Genomic DNA, 16,695 nt, shown 5'->3' on the forward strand with positions numbered 1-16,695 from the left:
TCCGTTACCGGAGGTAGACGACGATCGCCGACTCGTAGGTGTCGTGGGTCTCCTTGGCCAGCGGCCGGAACTGGCGAAACCCGATGGCCCCGCGCAACGGCCCCGCGACGACGACCGCGGGGAAGGTGGCGGCCTCGCCGGCGGTCAGCCGGGCATCGTCGACCAGGCCGCCGGACCGGATGACGTTGCCGTCGCGCAGCCGGATCTCCTCCCCGAAATAGGCGATGAAATGCCCGTCGTGCTCCTGCCGGTAGAGCATGCGGCCCGCGCCCTTGGTGTGGCCGAGCGGCTCGCCGTCCGGGCCGAATATCTCGAGCCTCACGGTGGCGAAATCCTTCTCGGTGGGGGTCGTCCCTGTGGGGTCGGGATTACTCGAATGGTATTCGACCACTTTCTCGGTGAGATCGCGCAGGATCAGCGACCGGTCCGGCCGGCCGAGGGCGCCGACCCTTTCCGAAGTGGTTTCTGGCGGTGCCGCGACAAATGGCAGCGCCCAGGAATTCACCGTGTCGAGCACCGGTGAGATCCGAGCGGACAGCACGCCGAAATCCATGGTCGCCTCCTGGGCGGAATCCCGAGCCGCCGTCCGGATCGCGGAGGCTCGCAGGAAACGACATTAGAAAGCGCGGCTCAAGTGGTCCTAAAAGCGCGTGGCGTAGTCGTGGCCGGACGCTTTTCTCCGGGTCGCCAGGGCGAGCTCCATCCGGGAGTTCACACCGGTCTTCCGGTAGATCCGGGTCAGGTGGACGTCGACGGTCCGCATGCTGATGGTGAGCCGGTCGGCGATCTCGCGGCGCTTCATGCCCGTGCAGATCAGCAGGGCGATCTCACGTTCGCGGTCCGTGAGCCGGCCGAACATCTCCACGGGGCCGGTCTCCGTTTCGAGCTCCGCGGGAACCGGATCGATCACCTGCCTGCCGAGCCAGTCGAGCATGGTCGCCGCCCCCGACCGGTGCGCCATCTCGGCGGCGAGCCTGGCCGTACGGGACGACCGGTCGGCGTGGCCCAACTCGCCGAGCACACGTGCCTCCTGCCCCAGCGCGTAGCACTGCTCGATCCCCATGCCCACCGACGCGAAGCGGTCGGCCGCGTCGTGATAGCACTGCGCCGCCTCGGCGAGCGAGTCCCGCACGCGGCAGAGGTGTCCTCGGGTGAGGTCCGCGTAGGCGAGGTTGTGCGGCATCGGTACGGCGCGGGCGTGTTCCTGGCTGCTGCGCACCCAGCCGTCCAGAGGCATGCCGACGTCCATCCCGGCGGCGCACAGCATCTCCCAGACGGTGTTCCGGTAGGCCACCGGGATGGTCCGCAGGCCGGATCCCTTGCCCTCGTTGAGCAGGAGGGTGACGCAGTGCGCGGGGTCGCCGTCGAGCCACGCGCATCTGGCGAGGGTCAGCGCGGCGATCGAGGCGCTTCCGTTGACGTTGGCCTGCGCCGGTGACTGCTGGGCCAGCGCCTGCTGCGCGAGGGACCTGGCCCTCCCGCTGCCCACCGGCTGCATCCAGACCTCGGCCGCGGACTTGAGCGCGACCGCCTGGGTATGCCGCAGGGAGTTGCCCGGGCCGGACTCGACGATGGCGGCGTTGGCGGCCTCACGTGCCTGTTCGAGCTGTCCGAGGTGGCGTTCGGACTCGCTGAGCAGGACCAGCAGCGCCGGGAGCAGGAAGATCCGCTGGCAGTGGCGGGCGATGTCGACGCCCCGTCGCACCTGTCGCTGGGCGTCGACGTAGCAGCCGAGGTAGAGGTGGGCGAGGGCGACCACGAACAGGCACTCCAGGTGGCGCGCCACCAGGTGCTCCGGACCGCGGTCCAGCATCTCGCCCGCGGCGGTCGCGTCGGCCAGCGCCCGGTCCACCTCGCCGGAGAAGGTCGCTTCCAGCGACCGAAGACCGAGCAGGCCGGCGGCGGTGAGGTCGTCACGGCCGTCGCGGGCCGCCTGAAGGGCCTGTTCGGTCTCGGCCCTCCCGGGCATCCGGCCGAGCATGGTCGTGCGGAAGCCCCGCGCGAACACCAGACGCGGCCAGACCGGTGAGCGTCGCAGGTCCGGCCGGGCGAGATGCTCGTTGAGCAGGCCGAGGGTCTGCACGTCCTGGCTGAGCACGGCCTCGACCATCGACGCGGAGGCGACCTGCTCGGCCAGCACGAGCGGGTCCATCAAACCGCCGGACTCGTGCACCAGGAACAGCAGGTCCCGGCTCTCGGTCATCCGCCCGATCCGCCCGAACGCCGTGCTCAGTGCCAGCCGTGCGCGCATCCCGATCTCGCTGGAGACGGGTGCTTCGGCGATCACCGGCGTGAGCCAGGAGACACACTCGGCGACGTCCGTTTCCATGATCTCGTAGGACGCGTCCACGATCTGCGCCAGCTCGCTCGCGCGGACCCGTGACAGCGAGCTGACCAGGTGAAAGCCGAGCTGCGTGCCGGCCTGGCCGCGGGCGGAGAGCCGGTGCAGGGCGCGCTGGTGGGCGCGGGCGGCCCAGCAGGGGTCGATCGTCCTGCGCAGCAGCGTGCCGAAGACCTCGTCCCGGACGGAGAACAGCGCGCCGACCGGCTCGACCCGCACCAGGTCGCGCCGGACCAGTCCGCGTACGGCGGCGGAGACCACCAGCGCGTCCAGTTCGGCGACCTCGGCGAGCAGCTCCACGTCGAACCGCGAGCGCAGGATCGCCGCGGCGTTCAGCACGTAGTGCTCGTTCAGCGTGAGGCCCCGGACCTCGGTGAGCACGGTGAACTCGAACGGGGCGACCGCGATGTCGCTTCCGGACCGCGTGCTGTGATCGAGGGCCTGCAGGGCGCGGAGGCTGAACGGGTTGCCGCGGCTGCGACGGCGGAGATCGTACGGAGGGGGGACGGACGTCATGGCGAGCATCTGCTCGTCGCTGAGCGGCGCCAGCTCGATGCGCGCGGTGCGCCCGAAGGCCGCGGTGAGGGAGACGGCCTCGGTCAGCGCCTCGGGGGTCTGCCGGGGACGCAGCGACACGACCACGTCCACCAGCGGCGGGGGAGTACCTTCAGCGATCCCGGCCAGCTCGTGGATGGTTCGCTCGTCGGCCAGGTGGGCGTCCTCGATCACCACCAGCTCGCGGTCCGGCTGCGGCCGGTGCCGTGACAGGCCGGTCACCCCCGGCGACTCCCGCTGGCGCTCGGAGGACAGCCGGGCCCGCCGCAGCAGCTTCCTGACGGCGTTCATCGTGCCCTCCCGGTCGCTGCGCGCGCAGCGGTGGACGGTGGCGGGCAGGACGGTCCACTGCCGATCCCGCACGAGCGCGGAGAGCAGGTGCGTCTTGCCGGCCCCGGGTTCGCCGAACACGGCGATGAGGCGTCCTTCGCCTCCCGGCTGACAGGTCAGGTGCCGCAGCCTGTCCAGCTCGGCGGTGCGCACCACGGCGACCGAGGCGGCGTCGGGGAGGTTCTCTTCGTACGAACTCATGTCTGTGAAGACCCCAAGCGTTCGTGAAGGAAAAACGATGTGTGGCCCTGGTCGCGCTTCTTCGCGCGTACGGGCCGGTACTTCCGGTGGTAGCGGAGTTCGGGTGCCGGTCCCGCCGGTCCGGCGTCGACAGAAACTATTGTAATCCTACCAAATTAGTTGGTTTTTACCACCGCCCCCCGTGGAGGGCAGCATCACGAGCCCGGGGCCGGTCCGGCTCGCTCAGGGCTCCTGGGCGCGCGTGGTGATCCCTTCCAGGATGAGGCGGAGAAGGCGCGGGCTGCCATCCCTGTCCGGCAGGGACTGCTCGCGCACCCAGGCGGCGCCGCTGAGGAGGTCGAACAGCTCACCGGGGGTCAGGTCGGCGCGTATCAGCCCGGCGGTCTGCGCGGCGTGGAGCAGGTCCGCGCCGCTGCGATGCATCGCGCTGCACATGGCGTGCGAGGGGGTCCCCTCGTCGTACATGCTCTGCGCGAGGATGCCGACCAGCCCGCGGAAGGTGCTGAAGTGCCGTACGGCCTGCTCCATCCACTCCGACAGCGCCCGCAACGGGTCGGAGGAGGAGGCCAGCCGCTCGGCGTGGGCGACGAGGTCGGCCAGTCCGTCCCTGGTGGCGGCCTCCACCAGGGAGGCGCGGGCGGGGAAGTGCCGGTACAGCGTGCCGATCGCCACGCCGGCCTGGGCGGCGATGCTCTCCAGCGACGCCTCGGAGCCGTCGGCCTCGAACGCCTTGCGGGCCGCGGCCAGAATCGCGTCGTAGTTGCGCCGGCCGTCCGCCCGTCTGGGGCGTTGGGCGATATGGGGCATACCGGTCGTCATCGAACCTCCCGCTTGACATCCTGAGGCACCCTCAGTTTGACTCTTCTCATCCAAGCTGAGACTTCCTCAGTATAGTTCCGGCTTCTAACCTGAGGATGCCTCAGGGTGTGTCCGGATGATTCGGCCTCGGAGGTTCCATGAGTACCGACAGAGTCTCTGAAAGTGTCTCCGGCGGTGTTCCGGCCCGTGACGCCCCGGCCCGGCCGTGGGCCCTCGCGCTCACCGCGATCGTCGGCGCGGAGTTCATGTTGCAGCTCGACGGCACCATCGTGAACGTCGCGCTGCCGACCCTGCAGTCCGATCTGGGACTCTCCATCACCGGCGGGTCGTGGGTGCCGAACGGTTTCCTCCTCGCCTTCGGCGGGCTCCTGCTGCTCGCGGGCCGGCTCGGTGATGTGCTCGGCCACCGCCGGGTCTTCCTCGCCGGAATCGGGCTGGTCGTCGGGGCCTCGCTGCTGGCCGGTCTCGCGCCCAACCTGGAGGTCCTGCTGCTCGGCCGGGTCCTGCAGGGGGCCGGTGCGGCGATCGCCGGGCCGACCGGCCTGGCGCTGCTGGCGATCGTCTTCGAAGGGGAGCGCCGGCAGCGCGCCTTCGGCCTGTACTCCACCGTCACCGGGCTGGGGGCCTCCGCCGGCATGGTCCTGGGCGGCGTGCTGACCTGGGTGGGGGACTGGCGCTGGAGCTTACTGGTCAACGTGCCCATCGGCCTGCTCCTCATCGCCGTCGCCGTCAAGGCGCTGGGCCTGCGCGACGAGGCCACCCGGTCGCGCCCGCTCGGCCTGCCGAGCGCCCTGCTGGGCACCGTGGCCGTCACCGCCGCCGTCTACGGGTTGGTACGCGCCGCGGAGAGGGGCTGGAGCGACACCTGGACCCTGGTCCCGCTGGGTGCGGCGGTCGTGCTGGCGGCGGTGCTGCTGGTGTCGGACCGGCGCGCCCAGGAGCCGCTCCTGCCGCTGGCGGTCTTCGCCGGCAGGCAACGGGCAGGAGCCCTCCTGGGCCTGCTGCTGCTCGCGGCGGTTCTCACCGGTTTCCTGATCTACCTGGTCCAGTATCTGCAGGGCGTGCTCCGGCTGGACGCGCTGCAGAGCGGACTGGCCATCCTGCCCTTCGGCCTGGCGCTGCTCGTCGCCACCCAATTGCTCACCAAGCACATCGCGGCCGTGAGCCTGAAGGTCCGCGCGGTGCTCGGCCTGGTCGTGATACTGGCCGGGGTGGCGTGGCTGACCCGCCTCGGCGCCGACAGCACCTACCTGATCGGAGTGCTCCCGGCGCTCGTCGTCATAGGAGTCGGCGTCGGTGTGGCCATCATCCCGTTCAACATGATCATCCTGACCACCGCCCCGCCCGAGCACGCGGGCGTCACCGCAGGCCTGCTGCAGACGGCGCTGACGGTCGGAGGGTCGCTGGGCCTGGCAGCCCTGCTGATCCCGTTCACCGAAGGCGGCGGCGGCATCGCGGAGAACATCTCGTCGGTGTTCGCCTGGGCCTGCGCGGCGATGGCGCTGGCCCTGGCGGTGGCGCTGCTCTTCTGGTTCGGCCCCGGGGCGCGCGCGGCCGAGTCGGCAGGGCGGGGCTGAGCGGGACGTGAGATCCGGCACCGTCTCGCGAGGGGGGCGGTGCCGGCGGTCTCAACCCGCGATCGCGTAGTCGGTGTCCGCTTCGAGGATCGCGAACTGCAACCTGCGCATCGTCCGGCGCGGATCGAGCCCGAGCTCCTCCCGCAGCGCCTGCCGGGCGGACTGGAAGACCTCCAGCGCCTCGGCCCGCCGGCCGGAGCGATAGAGGGCCAGCATGAGGTGCTCACGGAGGTTCTCGTTCAGCGGGTACTCCTCGACCCACGCCGACAACTCGCCGATCAGCTCCCGGTGCCTTCCGAGCCGTAGCGAGCAGCGCGCGACCGCCTCCAGGCACTCCAGCCGCACCTCCTCCGCCCACCGGGCGAAGGCGCCCACGATGAGCCCGTTGTTGATCCCCGTCAGCACCGGTCCGCGGAACAGGCCGGCGGCGGCGGCGAAGACGCCCAGCGCCCGCTCCGGATCGGTCTCCGGCGCGGCCCGTCCCTCGGCGTGCAGGGTCCGGAGGAGGAACACGTCGACCGATGACTTCTCGACCTCCAGCAGGTATCCCTGCGCGTGGGTCCGGATCGTCGCGCCGTCGACCGCCGGCTGGACGAAGTTCTTGCGCAGATGGGAGATGTAGACGTGCAGCGCGGCACGGGCCCGCCGGGGCGGCTCGCTTCCCCACAGCTCGTCGATCAGCTCATCCGTCGAGACCGGCTGGTTCGCGCGGATCAGCAGGGCAGCCAGCAGGGTCTCCACCTTGGGCGCGTTGACCGTGTGCGTTTCCTCGTCCACCAGTCGTAGTGGCCCGAGCAATTCGTATCTCATCTGTCTCCCCGCGCGGCTTAAGTGGTGATGGATCCTTTTTGTCGGCTGGCGCCATTCTTGCGATGGACGCGCCTGTTGCCATCAGCGAAAGTGCGTACGACCCCACCGCCGAGTGCGTAGTCGCCGTAGTCACCACCCCCGCCGATCGTCACGAGACGCCCGGTGAACCGGTTGCCGTGAAAGCCGGCCGGTGACGGTTCGCCGGCTCATCGCCGGGACGACATCCACGAATTCGGCGGGACGTATGGCGTTTCCCCGTACGTCCATTCCGCTCTGCGAGGCGGCTCGGCCGGCTCCGGCCGCCGGCGGCGTGCCGTCAGCAGGACGGCGGTGAGCGCGGCCAGCTCCACCTCGTCGGGCAGGCCGCTCACCACCTCGATCGAGAACGTCACTGCGGCTGGTTCCCGTGCTTGCGCGACGGTGACGGGCGGTGTTTGGCGCGCAGCATCGCCAGCGCGCCGATGAGCGCCGAGCGGGTCTCCGCCGGATCGATGACGTCATCGACGAGCCCGTGTTCGGCGGCGTGATAGGGATGCATGAGCCGTTCGCGGTATTCCGCGATCCGCAGGGCGCGTACGGCCTCGGGGTCGGCGGCGCCGGCGATCTCCCTCCGAAAGACGACCTCGGCCGCGCCCTCGGCGCCCATCACCGCGATCTCGTTGGTCGGCCAGGCCAGCGACAGGTCCGCGCCGATCGAGCGGGAGTCCATCACGATGTAGGCGCCGCCGTACGCCTTGCGCAGGATGAGCTGGATCCGCGGCACGGTGGCGTTGCAGTACGCGTAGAGCAGTTTGGCGCCGTGCCGGATGATCCCGGCGTGCTCCTGCTCGACGCCCGGCAGGAAGCCCGGCACGTCCACCAGCGTGACCAGCGGGATGTTGAACGCGTCGCACCACTGCACGAAGCGCGCCGCCTTCTCGGCGGCGGCGATGTCGAGCACCCCCGCCAGATGCGCGGGCTGGTTGGCCACAACACCGGTCACGTGTCCGTCCAGCCGGGTCAGCGCGCAGACCACGTTGGGCGCCCAGCCCTCGTGGACCTCGAAGAACTCCCCCCGATCCGCGATCTCCCCGATCACCGTCCGGATGTCGTAGGAGCGGTTCGGCTCGACGGGGACCAGCTCGGCCAGCCGGTCCGTCCGCCGGTCCGCGGAATCACCGGTCTCGGCGACCGGCGGCGGCTCCCGGTTGTTGGACGGCAGGAGGGAGAGCAGATAGCGGACGTCGGCCAGGCAGCTCTCCTCGTCGTCGTAGGCGAAGGCGGCGACGCCCGAGGACGCGGCGTGGACGTCCGCGCCGCCCAGCCGGTCGTGGGTGACCACCTCACCGGTCACCGCCCGGACCACGTCCGGGCCGGTCACGAACATCTGCGCGATGTCGCGCACCATGAAGACGAAGTCGGTGAGCGCGGGGGAGTAGGCCGCCCCTCCGGCGCACGGCCCCACGACGACGCTGATCTGCGGGATCACCCCGGAGGCGCGGACGTTGCGCTGGAAGATGCCCCCGTAGCCGGCGAGCGCCGTCACCCCCTCCTGGATGCGGGCCCCGGCGCCGTCGCACAGTCCCACCACGGGCGCGCCGGTGGACTCCGCCAGGTCCATGATCTTGTGGATCTTCTCCGCGTGGGCCTCGCCCAGCGCGCCGCCGAAGGCCCGGAAATCGTGCGCGTAGGCGAAGACGGTACGGCCGTGCACCCGTCCCCAGCCGGTCACCACCCCGTCGGCGTACGGACGGCGGGATTCGAGCCCGAAGCCGGTGGCGCGGTGCCGGCGCAACCTTTCGACCTCGGTGAACGTGCCCTCGTCGAAGAGCAGTCCGAGCCGCTCGTGCGCGGTCAGCTTCCCCCGCGACCACTGCGCCCGGGTGGCCTCGGCACTCGCCCCGTCGCGCGCCCTCTCCCGCAGGTTCAGCAGCTCGGCCACGCGATCCCGCATCGGGGGCAGATCGTGAGCGCCCGTCGAAGCCGGGCCGGGCGGAAGTTCACGTACCTGCTCTTCGGCGATGCTCATGGCGTCCCTTCAACGCGCTGTGATGCGCCTCCAGCATCGTGCCCGCGGCTAAAGGTTGGCTTTGTCCTCGCTCAACCCGATCGGTCAGGCCATGGCCGGATGCCGCAGCCGTCTGAGGGGCAGCCCGTGTGACTCGGTCGGTCCGCCCTCCCCCAGGCAGCGGAGAAGGGCGGATATCACGCCAGTGCGGCCGCCTTGCGCAGCAGCACCGACCGCTCGCGGACGTTGTGGCACAGCCGGGCGGCGAGCTCCAGCTCGGCCCGTGCCTCGGCGGTCCGGCCGAGCCGGGCGAGCAGCTCGCCCCGCACGCTCGGGAGCAGGTACGACCCCGACAGGCGGTTGGAGGCGACCAGTTCGTCCACGATGGACAGTGCCTGCCGTGGTCCGGTCGCCATCGCGACGGCGACGGCCCGGTTGAGCTCGACGACGGGCGACGGAGCCACGCGGCCGAGCGCCTCGTAGAGGAGCACGACCCGCTCCCAATCGGTCTCCGGCACCGAGGACGCCGACGCGTGACAGGCGGCGATCGCCGCCTGCAGTCCGTACGGTCCGAGGCCGCGTCCGATGGCCACGGCCCGGCCGATCGCGGCCAGGCCGCGGCGGATCGCCGACCGGTCCCACAGGCGCCGGTCCTGATCCTCCAGGAGCACCGGTTCGCCCTCGGGCCCGGTGCGTGCGGGAAAGCGCGCGGCCGTGAGCTCGAACAGGGCGAGCAGCCCGTATACCTCCGGCTCATCGGGCAGCAAGGCGGCCAGCATCCGGGTCAGCCGGATCGCCTCGTACGCGAGATCGGGGCGCAGCAAGCGGTCACCGGTCGTCGCCGTCGATCCCTCTGTGAAGATCACGTACAGCACGCTCAGGACGCCGCCGAGCCGTTCGCGCCGTTCTTCGGGCGGCGGCAGCTCGAACGGCACTCCCGCCGCGGCGATCGTCTTCTTCCCGCGCGTGATCCGTGCCTGGAGGGTCGGCACGGGCAGGAGGAACGCCCGGGCGATCTCCTCGCTCGACAGGCCGCCGACCGCGCGCAGCGTCAGGGCCACGCGGGCCTCAGGCGAGAGCACCGGATGGCAGGCCACGAACATCAACGCGAGGACGTCGTCGTCGATCCGGTCGGGATCCCACGGCAGGTCGTCCGACCGGTCCCGCGGGGCCGTCGTGCCCGAGCTCGTCTCACCCTCGGCGAGCCGGCCGGCGAGCATGGCGTACCGCTCGTCGAGCGCCGACCGGCGGCGGAAGCCGTCGATGGCGCGCCGCCGCGCGGTCGCGAGCAGCCAGCCCACCGGGCTCGTCGGCGCACCGTCGCGCGACCAGGTGACGAGCGCCTCCGCCACCGCCTCCTGCGCGACGTCCTCGGCGAGTTCGAAGTCCCCGGTGTAGCGGGCCAGCGCGCCGACGATCCGTGCGGACTCGATCCGCCAGACGGCCTCGACGGCCCGCCGCGCCGACTCGGTGCTCGGCGGGCCGCCGGTGGCCGTGGGCGTCAAAGCTGGCCGGTCCGCTCGCGCCACGCCCGCTCCTTGATGATCCACTCATCGTCCTGCGGGAACTCGTCGATGCTCGGCACCCGGCGGATCTCGCACTTTGTGCCGGTGACCGCGGGGAGCCGCTTGGCCCACTCGACAGCCTCCTCCTTCGAGGCCACGTCGATCACGTAGAAGCCGCCGAACAGCTCCTTCGTCTCGCCGTAGGGACCGTCGGTGACCAACGGCGTCTCGCCGCTGAAGTCGACCACCACGCTCTGAGCCGGGTCCTCCAGGCCCTCGGCGGCGACGAGCACGCCGGCCCGGATCATCTCCTCGTTGAAGCGACCCATCGTCTCGAGCATCTGCTCGAAGGGCGTCTCCATCATCTTCGCGACGGATTCGTCCGTGCCTCGCATGATCAGCATGTACTTCGCCATCTTCGATCTCCTTGCCATCGGGGCCGCCTCTCGACCCTCTCACTCCCAGGTCGAACGGGGCAGCCGCGGATCGACACGGCCGACAGACGGACGCAGACCATTTTGCACCTGAGCGCTCCGCCCTCGCGATTCCGCTCCGGCCGACCGGCGAGATCTCCGATGTGACAGGGAGCCGCCCGTTCCTGCTGATTCCTGAGCTTCCGCCGATTTTCGATGTCTCCTGGCAGGTAGATTTCTCCTCATGATCGGCGCATGGGCGACAGAGGCGATCGAGCGGCTGGATGAGGAGATGGCGCAGGTCGGGCCCACCCCGTTGCGGCCGTTCCCGCTGCCCGAGGACTGGGGGGTACGGCTCTGACTGAAGGACGAGTCGGTCCAGCCGACAGGCGGTCTGAAGCACCGGCTGGCACGGGCCCTGTTCACAACCGCGATCGCCACCGGCCGGATCGCGGAGGGCACTCCCGTGGTGGAGGCCGCAGGAGGCGCGATGGCGGTCGCCCAGGCATACTTCGCCCGGCTGCTCGACCTGCCGTACACCGTTGTCATGCCGGAGGGCTCCCGGGGGGAGGGCGTCGAGCGGTTGGGCGGGACCTGTCGATACGTCCACCCACCGCTGGCCATCTACGACGAGGCCGCGGGACTGTCCGAACGGCTGGGCGGCTGCTACCTGGACCACTACGCCTCGGCCGCGACCGTCGACTGGCGCGGCGGGAGCCTGGCGGAGGAGCTTTTCGGCCAGGTGGCCCGGTGCCCGGCGTGGATCGTGGTCGGCGCGGGCACCGGTGCCACCTCCGCCGCCGTCGGCCGCCATCTACGCGATCACTGCCTGCCCGGCAAGCTGGCCGTGGTCGATCCGGAGAACTCCGCCTACTTTCCCGGCTGGGCGAGCGGCGCCGACGACTACGCCACCGGCATGCCGTCCCGGATCGAGGGGATCGGCCGGCCGCGCATGGAGCCGGGTTTTGTCGCCTCCCTCGTCGATCTGGTCGTTCCCGTGCCCGACGCCGCCAGCGTGGCCGCTGCCCGCCGGGTGCGGGAGGCGACCGGGCTGGCGGTCGGTGCCGCCACCGGGACGAACCTGTGGGGCGCGCTGGAGCTGGCCGTCCGCATGCGGGACCGGGGGGTCCGCGGCGAGGTGGTCACCGTGATCGGTGACGCCGGCGAGCGTCACCTGCGGACCTGCCACGACGACGCCTGGGCACAGGGCAGAGGACTGGACTGGAGGGCGTACGCGGCACGGCTGGCACACATGCTCGACGCGTAGCCGGCTGGTCGAGGCGTGCGGCGGCCTTCATCTTGCTCAGCGCCTGGCCGGCCCGCTCGACCCGGTGGTCTCCGCCGCCCCGCCACCGTCCAGCGGCCCACCCCGCGCTCCGCCGTCCTCTCCTTCGGGCGGTAATCCGTACGGGTGGGCGGGGGCCGGCGAAGCGGCGGGGGGTCAGGCGTTCTCCTCCGCCCCTTCCCGGATGGGGAAGGCGTTGAGCCCCGGGCCGGTCGGGTGACACGGAGCGGGGTGAAATCGGCGTCGGACACAACCGGAAACCTATCTTTGCCCGCTGTTCAGCGGCTGCTGTCGCTCGGGACGAGCAGCCGAGGTCGAACTCGTGATGTCGTGTGATGACGGCGGTCACGGGCGGCGAACGGGTGCCCCCGGAGTTCCTGCTGGGAGCGCTGGAGCCGCCGGTCAAGGTGCGTCACATCCCGCTGAAGGTTCCTGTCGAATCATTCAGACAACGTCATGTAGGGGAAACCATGCGTTGCGTCATGTCCGTCGCCACCGGAGCGGTCGCGCTTCTCCTCCTCAGCGGCCACCGGGCCTGTCCTCCCAGCCTGGAAGACACCTCGGCCGTGTCGAACACGGGCGGGCGGCCGCCGGTGGAGCAGCTGCGGGTCAAGGTTCTTCAGAGCCTGCCGCACGACCCCCGCGCCTCCACCCAGGGGCTGGAGATGGCCGACGGCAGGCTGTACGAGAGCACCGGCGGGTACGGTGAGTCGGCGGTCACGGCCGGACCCGCGGGGAAGGCGCCCACCGCCCGCGCACAACTGCCGGCCCTGATGTTCGGTGAGGGGATCACCGTCGTGGGGCCGACGCTGTGGCAGCTCACCTGGCGCGATGGCATCGCCGTCGAGCGGGACGGTCGCACCCTTGCCGAACGCCGTCGCGTCCCCTACACAGGGGAGGGCTGGGGGCTGTGCCATCGGCGACGGGACGACCGGCTGGTGATGAGTGACGGTTCCGACCGCCTCACCTTTCGCGATCCCGTCACGTTCGCCTCCACCGGCACGCTCACCGTGACCGAGTACGGCCATGCCGTCCCCGGGCTCAACGAACTCGAATGCGCGGGTTCCCACACCGTCTACGCCAACGTCTACTGGACCGACCGGATCGTGCGGATCGACACCGGCACCGGCATGGTGACCGGCAGCATCGACGCCGCGGGCCTGCTCACCCGGGCGGAACGCCGGAACGCGGGCGTCCTGAACGGCATCGCGGCCATTCCCGGAACCGACGAGTTCCTGCTGACCGGCAAGCTGTGGCCCAAGATGTTTCGCGTACGGTTCGTCCCCGACTCCGGCACGCGCTCGTCCGGCGACGGACTCTGACGGAGGCCACGGCCGGCGGCTGCCCGCACCACGCGGGCAGCCACCGGGTCCGGAGAAACGGCGGCCTCAGCAGAGATCAGATCGCTCTCCCGGGTACCGGCCGTAACCTTTACGCCATGTCCCAGAGCAGGCGGTAGTAGGCGATGCGCCCCGGGTCGGGGGCGATCCCGTACGCGTCGTACAGGACGCCGTCGTAGCCGGGGCCGTAGTTCCACTCCGTGCTCCAGGCCGCGACCGCGAGGTCGGCCCATCGGTCGGCCACCCCGAGTGAGCCGAGGTCGACGTGCGCGGAGAACGTGCCGTCGTCGTGCAGCAGGGTGTTGGGGACGCAGGCGTCCCCGTGACAGACGACGAGGCGGTCGATCGAGGGCGGCTCGCCGAGGCGCGCCCGGGCCTTGGCGAGTTCGAGGTGCCGGTGCTCGGGGAACCGGTCGTCCGATCCCTCGCCGTCGGCGATGCGCTCGTCGGCGCGTGCGAGCCGTCGACCGACGCTCCAGTCGAAGGGGCACTCGTCCACGGGCAGGGCGTCGTGGAACAGGCGCAGCCCTCGGCCGATCGCGGCCGCCGCGGTCGCCGGGTCGGCGATCCACCGAGGGTCGACCGCCGAGCGGCCAGGGACCGCCGCCGTGACCAGCCACGCGGCGGCGGCGTCCGTACCGTGCTCGATGACTCGTGGGACGTTCACCCACCGCCGCGCCCAGTCCAGGCGCTCCGCCTCGCCGGGAAGGTCGATCTCCGGAGTGCCGGCGGCGACCCACTTGGCATACCTGATGCCGCCGCGCCCGTCATCGAGGCGGAACGTCAGGCCGCCGAGCTCGTTGTGCCAGACCGGGGTGATGACGTCCCCACCGGCGAGGGTCGTGACGATGCCGGGGACGGCCACGGGGCCGGTCGGGATCTCGGAGATGACGGGGCGGCTCATGGAGACACGATCCTCCCAGGGGAGCGGCGCCGGCGCGAATGGTTTTCGCAGAGCTCATCTCACCCTCGGCTCGCTCCGCGAATCCTTGCGCGCTTTGCAGGAAGGCCGAGGTCAGCGCCAGTAGTCACGTTCCGGCAGGCGCAGCCAGACGTCGGGCGGACCGGTGACAGCGCGGGCGTCGGTCGGTCGCAGGCCCGCGTAGGCATAGGAGTAGGCCACCGGGTTGTACTGGTAGAGGTAGGAGAAAAGGACCTCCTTGGGCCCGTCGTCCTCCCACGGGGCTCCGCCCGGGTGAAGGTCCCAGCCGACGATCTCGCCGTCGCGGATGATGCTGCCCTGGCTGCCGCTCGCGGCGTTGTCGAACAGGCCGTAGCAGACGGTGCCCGCGGACAGGCGCTTGGTGACACCGGGCGTCTGCGGCAGGTGCCCCCATGGCTGGGTGACGACGCAGCCGCCGGGCACGTCGGTGACGCCGACGAATGCCCGGCTCTCCTCGTCGAAGGGGCTGATCTCGTCGAGGAACTTCCCGGGATCGGCGGCCTCGACCGTGGCGTCCAGCCGCCGCGCCGCCTCGGCCGCGCTGATCCCGGCCACGCACGCCAGCCCCAGGCCGGTGCACTCCGGATCGCTCAGCGCCGCGGTCAGCCGCTTGGCCTCCGCCACGGCGGAGGCCTCGTCCGCCGTCAGGCCGTCCACTCCGGCGGGGCGATCGAACAGGTCGGGTTCAGGACCGGCCAGGCTGAGGCGTCCGGGCGACCAGCCGCTCATCATGGGCCTCCACGGGTCGGCTCCGGCGGCGACCAGAGCGCGGGCGTTGTCGTGGCGGCGCTCGTACACGGCGACCCAGAGCGCGGTACGACCCTCGTCTTCGGCGTCGACGTCCTCCACGTTTCTGGCCAGCTCCGCGATCTCCTCGGGTGAGCCGCTCTCGGCCGCGTCGTGTAACGGCGTTTCTGCGTCATACATGCCCTTAACTCCCTCAAAAAGGTGACACGAAGACACAGCATGGCACCGATAAGGCGTCACCAATGAAGATCCACAAGGGCGGATTGGAAGGTCAATCGGTCATATTCACCCTATTTCCGACATATGCCATGGCTGCCCTGGGTGTGACAGGCAATGTGAATGACCTGTCTGCCGGCTGCGTCCGCCTGGTTCGGCATCCGCCGTGCCGGGGCCGACTCGGCACTGTTGGGCGTCACATCGGCTCTCACCTGCCTTTCTTTCCCTACGTGGGATCAGGCGTTCGCGGCTCCCAATTTGAGTGATTTCCGAAATGTTTCGGTGTTGCAACATTGGTCTTTTCTCTCATGGAGAGCTTTGCTAACGTTATATTTCGTTATTGAACCGAAAATTTTCGGGGGTCGATCCCGAGGGAGTTCGATGAAGCGATTTTTGATCGTCGGTGCCACCGTGCTCATGTTGGCCGGTGCGCTGAACGCCGTTCCCGTTCTCGCGAACGACCGGGACCCCACGGTCGCCGGGCAGAGCCTGCGCACGCTCGCCGCCCGTCACAACCTCGCCATCGGCACCGCGGTCGACATGGACGTCCTGAAAGACACGACCGATCCGCAGTACCGTGCGATCGCCGCGTCGCAGTTCTCCACCGTCACCGCTGAGAACGTCATGAAGTGGGAGGTGCTCGAACCCACCCGGGGCGTGTACAACTGGGGTCCGGCCGACGAGCTGATCGACTTCGCCCGCAAGAACAAGCAGAAGGTCCGCGGTCACGTGCTGGTCTGGCAGAACCAGTTGCCGGCCTGGCTCACCCAGGGCGTCACCGACGGGACGATCAACGACACGCAACTCCGTACGATCCTGCGCAACCACATCACCGCCGTCGTCAAGCACTTCAAGGGCAAGATCTGGCAGTGGGACGTCGTCAACGAGGCGGTCAGCGACCCGTGGGACAGCCCGTCGTCGATCCACCTGAAGGGCTTCTGGGCGCAGCACCTCGGCCCCGGCTACATCGCCGACGCCTTCCGCTGGGCCCGCGCCGCCGACCCTGACGCCCTGTTGTTCTACAACGACTACAACATCGAGGCGTTCGGCGACCGCGGCCCCTCCGACAAGACCTGGTACACCTACACCATGGCCAAGCAGTTGCGCGCGAGCGGCGTCCCCATCGACGGCGTGGGCAGCCAGGGGCACCTTGGCACCCAGTACGGCAATTTCGACGCCTTCCAGGCGCTCGAAGTGCTTGACGCCTTCTCCGACCTCGGGCTCGCCACGGCGTTCACCGAGGTGGACGTGCGCAGCCTGATGACCGACGGCGTGCGTGCGGGCGACTCCAACGAGATCAACCCCCGCCTCCAGGCGTCGGCCGAAAACTACAGCGTGCTCTTGCAGGCATGCCTGGCCAACCGGCGCTGCCTGTCCTACACCGTCTGGGGATTCACCGACAAGCACTCCTGGGTGCCCGGCTGGTTCTCCGACCCCCCGGAGGGCCTGGCCACCCTGTACGACGAGTTCTACCAGCCCAAGCGCGCCTACAACGCGGTAAAGGCCGACCTGGCCTTCTCCGGGCCGCCCCACGTCCTGCCGAGGGTCACGCAGAAGCCCCGGCGATGAGCGACACCGGGGCATCCGCCGACGCGGATGCCCCGGTGCCACGCGGTGGCATGAGCG

14 protein-coding genes are annotated in these 16,695 nt (G+C 70.4%); 4 read left to right on the forward strand and 10 right to left on the reverse strand.

Going from position 1 to position 16,695, the window contains the following annotated elements; all coding sequences use genetic code 11:
* Positions 1–4: 4 nt before the first annotated feature.
* The 3 genes from CHC08_RS08545 to CHC08_RS08555 all read right to left on the reverse strand — a co-directional run bounded on the left by CHC08_RS08545 (position 5) and on the right by CHC08_RS08555 (position 4,246).
* The gene (locus CHC08_RS08545; protein WP_218825174.1) at positions 5–553 is read right to left on the reverse strand and encodes an allene oxide cyclase barrel-like domain-containing protein; all 549 of its coding nucleotides are present in this window, start codon (positions 551–553) and stop codon (positions 5–7) included.
* A gap of 87 nt (positions 554–640) precedes the next feature.
* Complete coding sequence (locus tag CHC08_RS08550; RefSeq protein ID WP_089206644.1) at positions 641–3,427, reverse strand: helix-turn-helix transcriptional regulator; 2,787 nt, start codon at positions 3,425–3,427, stop codon at positions 641–643.
* A gap of 222 nt (positions 3,428–3,649) precedes the next feature.
* Positions 3,650–4,246 carry a TetR/AcrR family transcriptional regulator gene (locus CHC08_RS08555; RefSeq protein ID WP_089206645.1) on the reverse strand — a complete coding sequence of 199 codons (597 nt, stop codon included), beginning with the start codon at positions 4,244–4,246 and terminating at the stop codon, positions 3,650–3,652.
* Positions 4,247–4,383: 137 nt separating this feature from the next.
* Here CHC08_RS08555 and CHC08_RS08560 point away from each other — a divergent pair, with 137 nt between their 5' ends.
* The gene (locus CHC08_RS08560; RefSeq protein ID WP_089206646.1) at positions 4,384–5,823 is read left to right on the forward strand and encodes an MFS transporter; all 1,440 of its coding nucleotides are present in this window, start codon (positions 4,384–4,386) and stop codon (positions 5,821–5,823) included.
* A gap of 51 nt (positions 5,824–5,874) precedes the next feature.
* On the opposite strand, the gene CHC08_RS08565 is transcribed toward CHC08_RS08560, so the two are convergent.
* The 5 genes from CHC08_RS08565 to CHC08_RS08585 form a co-directional block, all read right to left on the reverse strand.
* On the reverse strand, positions 5,875–6,633 hold the full coding sequence (locus CHC08_RS08565; RefSeq protein ID WP_089206647.1) for an AfsR/SARP family transcriptional regulator: 759 nt from the start codon (positions 6,631–6,633) through the stop codon (positions 5,875–5,877).
* A 206-nt stretch (positions 6,634–6,839) separates the two neighbouring features.
* Positions 6,840–7,025 (reverse strand): acyl-CoA carboxylase subunit epsilon, encoded by a 186-nt coding sequence (locus tag CHC08_RS08570; protein WP_089206648.1) that lies wholly within the window; start codon positions 7,023–7,025, stop codon positions 6,840–6,842.
* Positions 7,022–8,566, reverse strand: coding sequence for an acyl-CoA carboxylase subunit beta (locus CHC08_RS08575; RefSeq protein ID WP_089206783.1), 1,545 nt, complete (start codon positions 8,564–8,566; stop codon positions 7,022–7,024). Before CHC08_RS08575 ends, CHC08_RS08570 begins: the two co-directional genes overlap by 4 nt.
* Positions 8,567–8,817: 251 nt before the next feature.
* On the reverse strand, positions 8,818–10,125 hold the full coding sequence (locus CHC08_RS08580; protein WP_218825201.1) for an RNA polymerase sigma factor: 1,308 nt from the start codon (positions 10,123–10,125) through the stop codon (positions 8,818–8,820).
* Positions 10,122–10,541, reverse strand: coding sequence for a YciI family protein (locus CHC08_RS08585; RefSeq protein WP_089206650.1), 420 nt, complete (start codon positions 10,539–10,541; stop codon positions 10,122–10,124). The genes CHC08_RS08580 and CHC08_RS08585 overlap by 4 nt, the downstream gene beginning before the upstream one ends.
* Before the next feature lie 358 nt (positions 10,542–10,899).
* Between CHC08_RS08585 and CHC08_RS08590 the strand changes: the two genes are divergently transcribed.
* On the forward strand, positions 10,900–11,805 hold the full coding sequence (locus CHC08_RS08590) for a pyridoxal-phosphate dependent enzyme (protein WP_275937161.1): 906 nt from the start codon (positions 10,900–10,902) through the stop codon (positions 11,803–11,805).
* Positions 11,806–12,158: 353 nt separating this feature from the next.
* A complete protein-coding gene (locus CHC08_RS08595) occupies positions 12,159–13,145 on the forward strand; it encodes a glutaminyl-peptide cyclotransferase (protein WP_218825175.1) in 987 nt (328 codons plus the stop codon).
* Between the two features lie 109 nt (positions 13,146–13,254).
* On the opposite strand, the gene CHC08_RS08600 is transcribed toward CHC08_RS08595, so the two are convergent.
* Entirely contained in the window at positions 13,255–14,067 is an 813-nt protein-coding gene (locus CHC08_RS08600) for an aminoglycoside 3'-phosphotransferase (RefSeq protein ID WP_089206651.1), read from the reverse strand.
* A gap of 111 nt (positions 14,068–14,178) precedes the next feature.
* Positions 14,179–15,033 carry an ankyrin repeat domain-containing protein gene (locus CHC08_RS08605; protein WP_089206652.1) on the reverse strand — a complete coding sequence of 285 codons (855 nt, stop codon included), beginning with the start codon at positions 15,031–15,033 and terminating at the stop codon, positions 14,179–14,181.
* 417 nt (positions 15,034–15,450) lie between these two features.
* Between CHC08_RS08605 and CHC08_RS08610 the strand changes: the two genes are divergently transcribed.
* Positions 15,451–16,638, forward strand: coding sequence for an endo-1,4-beta-xylanase (locus CHC08_RS08610; protein WP_089206653.1), 1,188 nt, complete (start codon positions 15,451–15,453; stop codon positions 16,636–16,638).
* Positions 16,639–16,695 lie beyond the last annotated feature (57 nt).

It is taken from the genome of Streptosporangium subroseum (assembly GCF_900188345.1).
GTDB lineage: Bacteria > Actinomycetota > Actinomycetes > Streptosporangiales > Streptosporangiaceae > Streptosporangium > Streptosporangium subroseum.